The organism is Jatrophihabitans sp., assembly GCF_036389215.1.
In the GTDB taxonomy this organism is placed as follows: domain Bacteria; phylum Actinomycetota; class Actinomycetes; order Mycobacteriales; family Jatrophihabitantaceae; genus Jatrophihabitans_A.
The window spans coordinates 1-5,060 of sequence record NZ_DASVQG010000080.1 but is presented as its reverse complement, the minus strand read 5'-3'; the positions used below and the strand labels follow the sequence as shown (position 1 = coordinate 5,060).

General features: G+C 72.9%; 5 protein-coding genes. 2 read left to right on the top strand and 3 right to left on the bottom strand.

Annotated elements, in window-relative coordinates; translation table 11 throughout:
• On the top strand, positions 1-1,133 hold a 1,133-nt coding region (locus VF542_RS03830; RefSeq protein ID WP_408650380.1), incomplete at its 5' end, for an FdrA family protein.
• Positions 1,134-1,209: 76 nt separating this feature from the next.
• The gene (locus tag VF542_RS03825; RefSeq protein WP_408650379.1) at positions 1,210-2,661 is read left to right on the top strand and encodes a DUF1116 domain-containing protein; all 1,452 of its coding nucleotides are present in this window, start codon (positions 1,210-1,212) and stop codon (positions 2,659-2,661) included.
• Here VF542_RS03825 and VF542_RS03820 read toward each other — a convergent pair.
• The 3 genes from VF542_RS03820 to VF542_RS03810 all read right to left on the bottom strand — a co-directional run.
• A complete protein-coding gene (locus VF542_RS03820; RefSeq protein WP_408650378.1) occupies positions 2,640-3,248 on the bottom strand; it encodes a nucleotidyltransferase family protein in 609 nt (202 codons plus the stop codon). The two genes, VF542_RS03825 and VF542_RS03820, sit on opposite strands and share 22 nt — an antisense overlap.
• Before the next feature lie 16 nt (positions 3,249-3,264).
• Positions 3,265-3,747, bottom strand: a complete 483-nt coding sequence (gene ribH, locus VF542_RS03815; RefSeq protein WP_408650377.1) for a 6,7-dimethyl-8-ribityllumazine synthase — start codon at positions 3,745-3,747, stop codon at positions 3,265-3,267.
• Positions 3,748-3,931: 184 nt separating this feature from the next.
• Positions 3,932-5,060, bottom strand: a 1,129-nt coding sequence (locus VF542_RS03810; RefSeq protein ID WP_408650376.1) for a bifunctional 3,4-dihydroxy-2-butanone-4-phosphate synthase/GTP cyclohydrolase II, incomplete at its 5' end; no start/stop codon positions are given.

The following is a 5,060-nucleotide window of genomic DNA, read 5'->3' as shown; positions in this document are numbered from 1 at the left end:
GCGCGGGTCTGGCGCTGATCTCGGTGCCGGGCCAGCACGCCTTTCCCGAGGCGATGGACGCCCTCGACGCCGGCTGGGACGTGCTGGTGTTCTCCGACAACGTCAGCGTCGACGACGAGATCCGGCTCAAGGACGCCGCCGCCGACCGAGGACTGCTGGTGATGGGCCCGGACTGCGGCACCGCGGTGGTGGGCGGCCTGGGCCTCGGCTTCTCCCACACCCTCGACCACGGACCGGTCGGGCTGGTCGCGGCCTCGGGCACCGGCGCGCAGCAACTGCTGTGCCTGCTCGACGCGGCCGGGGTCGGTGTCAGCGCCGCGCTGGGGGTCGGCGGGCGTGACCTGTCCGAGGCTGTCGCCGGGCGCTCGACGCTGGCCGCGCTGCGGATCCTGGACGCCGACCCCGGCACGGAGCTGATCCTGGTGGTGTCCAAACCGCCGGCGGCCCCGGTGGCCGAGCGGGTCCGGGAGGTGGCCGCGGAGCTTGGCACCCCGGTCAGGTTCGCGATGCTCGGGCCCGGCCAGCCCGACCTGACCCAGGCAGCCGAGGCGGTGCTGACCGAACTGGCGGTGCCGGTACCGGACTGGCCGTCCTGGACCGCTGCCGGGCCCGGCGCCGCCGAGTCGCGCCCCGGCGCGCTGCGCGGGCTGTTCTGCGGAGGCACGCTGTGCGACGAGGCGATGCTGATCGCCAGCGCCGAACTCGGCGAGGTGCGCTCGAACATCGCGCTGCGGCCGGACTGGGCGCTGGATGCCGGCCTGCGCTGGCCCGGTCACCTGATGATCGATTTCGGCGACGACGCGCTCACCCAGGGCCGGGCACACCCGATGATCGACCCGTCGCTGCGCAACCGGCACCTGGCCGAGCTGCTCGCCGACCCGGATACCGCCGTGGTGCTGCTGGACGTGCTGCTCGGGCACGGCAGCCATCCCGATCCGGTCGGCGAGCTGCTGCCGGTGCTGACCGGCTCGACGGTTCCGGTCGTGGTGAGCCTGATCGGCGCGCGCCGGGACCCCCAGCAGCTGGAGGCCTCGGCGCAGCGGCTGCACGCGGCCGGCGCCTCGGTGTTCAGCTCGAACGCCGCCGCCACCCGGCACGCCCTCAGCCTGCTCGTCCCGGGAGGCACGTCATGAGTGAGGATCGAGCGAGGGACGAGCAAGGCCCGGAGCGAATGCCAGCGATGAGCGCTTGCGCGAAGAGCAGGTTGTCATGAGTGAGGATCGAGCGAGGGACGAGCGAGGCCCGGAGCGGAACACCGACCCCCGCCGGTTCACCGGTCCGCCGCCGCAGATCGTCGCCGCCGGGGTCGGCCTGTTCGCCGAATCGGTGGCAGCCCAGGGTGCCCAGGTCAGCCAGGTGGACTGGCGGCCACCGATGCCCGGCACGGCGGCCGACCTTGCCCGGGTGATGGCCGATCCACGCCGGCAGCCGGCCAATGCCGAGGCGCTGGCCCGGATCGTCGGCACCGAGGCCCACCTGGTGGACGTGTTGCCCGCCGGCCCGACGCTGGGACTCGCCGACCGGGACTTCCTGCACGCCGGCCCGCCCATCGAGTGGTCCCGCGCGTCCGGCCCGCTGCGCGGTGCGCTGATGGGTGCCGCCGCGCTGGAGGGCGTCGTCGAGCAACCCGAGCAGGCCGAGCAGCTGTTCGCCGCCGGCACCGGCTACTCCCTGGACGCGTGCCACCACCACTCGGCGGTCGGGCCGATGGCCGGGGTGGTGTCGGCGTCGATGTGGGTGTTCGTCATCGAGGACCCGGCCACCGGCCGGCGGGCCTACTGCACCCTGAACGAGGGACTGGGCAAGGTGCTGCGCTACGGCGCCTACTCCGAGGAGGTGCTGACCCGGCTGCGCTGGATGTCGCGGGTGCTGGCCCCGCTGCTGCAGACCGCGGTCCGCCGGCACGGCCCGGTCGACCTCAAGGCGATCCTGGCGCAGATGCTGCAGATGGGCGACGAGGCCCACAACCGCAACCGGGCCGGCACCCTGATGCTGCTGCGAGAGCTGCTGCCCGAGCTGATCGACTCCGGCGCCCCGTCGGCCGACGTCGCCGAGGCGGTCCGGTTCGTCGCCGGCAACGACCACTTCTTCCTCAACCTGGCGATGCCGGCCTGCAAGCTGACCCTGGACGCCGCCCGCGACATCCCCGGCTCGACCGTGGTGGTGGCGATGGCGCGCAACGGAACCGACTTCGGCATCCAGGTCGCCGGCACCGGTGACCAGTGGTTCACCGGACCCGCCCAGCTGGCGGACGGGCTGTTCCTGGGCAATTTCGGCCCGGCCGACGCCAACCCCGACATCGGCGACTCGGCGATCACCGAGACCGCGGGCCTCGGCGGCTTCTCGATGGCGGCCGCTCCGGCGATCGTCCGGTTCGTCGGGGGCGAGGTCGCCGATGCGCTCGCGGCCTCGCGGCGGATGTATGAGATCACCGTCGGCGAGCACCCGATGTACTCGATCCCGGTGCTGGACTTCCGCGGCTCCCCCACCGGGATCGATGTCACCAAGGTGGTGCGCACCGAGATCCTTCCGCAGATCAACACCGGCATGGCCGGCCGGCTGGCCGGAGTCGGTCAGGTCGGCGCCGGCCTGGTCACCCCGCCGGCCGAGATCTTCCCCAAGGCGCTGGCCGCGCTGGCTCAGCGGGCGGAGCCGGCCTGACCCGGAGGCGGCTGCCCGGCCAGCGCCCGGCTGAGATCCTCCGCGGTGTCGATGTCGCTGATCGGATCGGGGTAATCCAGGAAGCTGGTGTCCGCCAGGTGCCGGTCGAAGAACTCCCGGCCGCCCTGGTCCCCCTCGGCGGCGGCCGCGAACTCGGCATACCACCGGCGGCTCACCAGCACGGGATGGGACCGCTGACCGGCCCGGCGCACCGCGACGATCCCGGCCCCCGCCCGGTGCCGCTCGATCACCGCGGCCACCTCGGCCGGCCGGACGTCCACCAGGTCGACCAGCAGCACCACGCACGCCTGTGACCGGGGGTCGAGCACCAGTTCGGCCAGCGCGCACCGCAGGGACGAGCCCATCCCCCGGTCAGGCTCGGGGTTGACGACCGTGCGGGCGCCGCCGGCGGCAGCCTGCTCCGGACGCAGCACCGCCAGCACCTCGGCACAGCCACCGGCGCGCAGCGTGCCGACCGCGCGGTCGACCAGCCGCTGGCCCCCGAAGTCCAGATCAGCCTTGGGACGGCCCAGCCGGCGCCCGGCACCTGCCGCGAGCACGATGCCGCTGACCGCTGGCCCCGACACCGCCGTCACCGGTTCTTCAGCGGCGCGGGTAGTCAGCCAGCGCGACCGCCGTGGCCAGCGCCGCCTGCGCCGCCTCGTAGCCCTTGTCCTCCTTGGACCCCGGCAGCCCGGCGCGGTCCAGGGCCTGCTCGTCGTCGTCGCAGGTGAGCACCCCGAAGCCGATCGGGATGCCGGTGCCGACCGACACCTGGGTCAACCCGTCGGTGGCGGCGCCGCAGACGTACTCGAAGTGCGGTGTGCCGCCCCGGATCACCACACCCAGGGCCACGATCGCGTCCACGCCGACGTTCGCCACCCGGCTGGCCGCGACCGGCAGCTCGTAGGTGCCGGCCACCCGGATGATCGTGACGTCGCTGACGCCGGAGTCGGCCAGCGCGCGCTGGGCGCCGGCCAGCAGGCCGTCCATCACCGTGGCGTGCCAGCGGGAGGCCAGGACCACGACCTTCAACCCGGCCGCACCCGCCACCGCACCGGTCTCCGGCGCTCCGTGCCCACTCATGACGACTGGCTCTTCGCGCGAGCGCTCATCGCTGGCATTCGCTCCGGGCCTCGCTCGTTCCTCGCTCGATCCTCACTCTGAGCTCCACTTGTTCTTCGCGCGAGCGCTCATCGCTGGCATTCGCTCCGGGCCTCGCTCGTTCCTCGCTCGATCCTCACTCATGACGACTGGCTCGGAGCGCTCATCACGGCTTGATCTTGAGTTCGGTGATCGTCGCGGTCAGCGAGACGTCGCCGAGATCCAGCTCGTGGCCCATCCGGTCCTTCTTGGTCTGCAGGTAGCGCAGGTTCTCCGGATTGGCATGGATGGGCAGCCGCACCGAGCCGAGCACCGAGAGCCCGTACCCCTCCAGGCCGGCCCGCTTGGCCGGATTGTTCGTGAGCAGCCGCATGGTCCGCACCCCCAGGTCCACCAGGATCTGGGCGCCGGTGCCGTAGTCGCGGGCGTCGGCGGGCAGGCCCAGGTCCAGGTTGGCATCCAGGGTGTCACGGCCGGCGTCCTGCAGCTGGTAGGCGTGCAGCTTGTGGAACAGCCCGATGCCGCGGCCTTCGTGGCCGCGCATGTACAGCACCACGCCCCGGCCCTCGCGGGCCACCGCGGCCAGCGAGGCGTCCAGCTGCGGACCGCAGTCGCAGCGCAGCGAGCCGAACACGTCGCCGGTCAGGCACTCCGAGTGCACCCGCACCAGCAGGTCCTCGCCGTCGCCGATGTCGCCGAACACGAAGGCGACGTGCTCGCGGTCGTCGTAGGAGGAGGAGTAGCCGTGCGCGGTGAACTCGCCGTAGCGCAGCGGCACCCGGGCGCTGGCCCGGCGCTCGACCTGCTTCTCGAACCGCCGCCGGTAGGCGATCAGGTCGGCGATCGAGATCATCACCAGGCCGTGCTCGTCGGCGAACGCCCGCAGCTCCGAGGACTGCGCCATGCCGGACGGGTCCGTCTCGCTGACGATCTCGCACAGCACGCCGACCGGGCGCAGGCCCGCCAGGGTGGCGAGGTCCACGGCCGCCTCGGTGTGCCCCGAACGGCGCAGCACGCCGCCCTCCTTGGCGCGCAGCGGCACGATGTGACCCGGTCGGGCCAGATCCGAGGACGTGGTGTCGGCATCGGCGAGCAGCCTGATGGTGTGGCAGCGATCCGAGGCGGAGATGCCGGTGCTGACGCCTTCGCGGGCGTCCACGGTGACGGTGTAGGCGGTGCCACGCTTGTCCTGGTTGGTGCGCACCATCGGCGGCAGGTCGAGCCGGTCGGCGTCGGCGTCGGTGATCGGCACGCAGATGTAACCCGACGTGTAGCGCACCATGAAGGCGACCTGT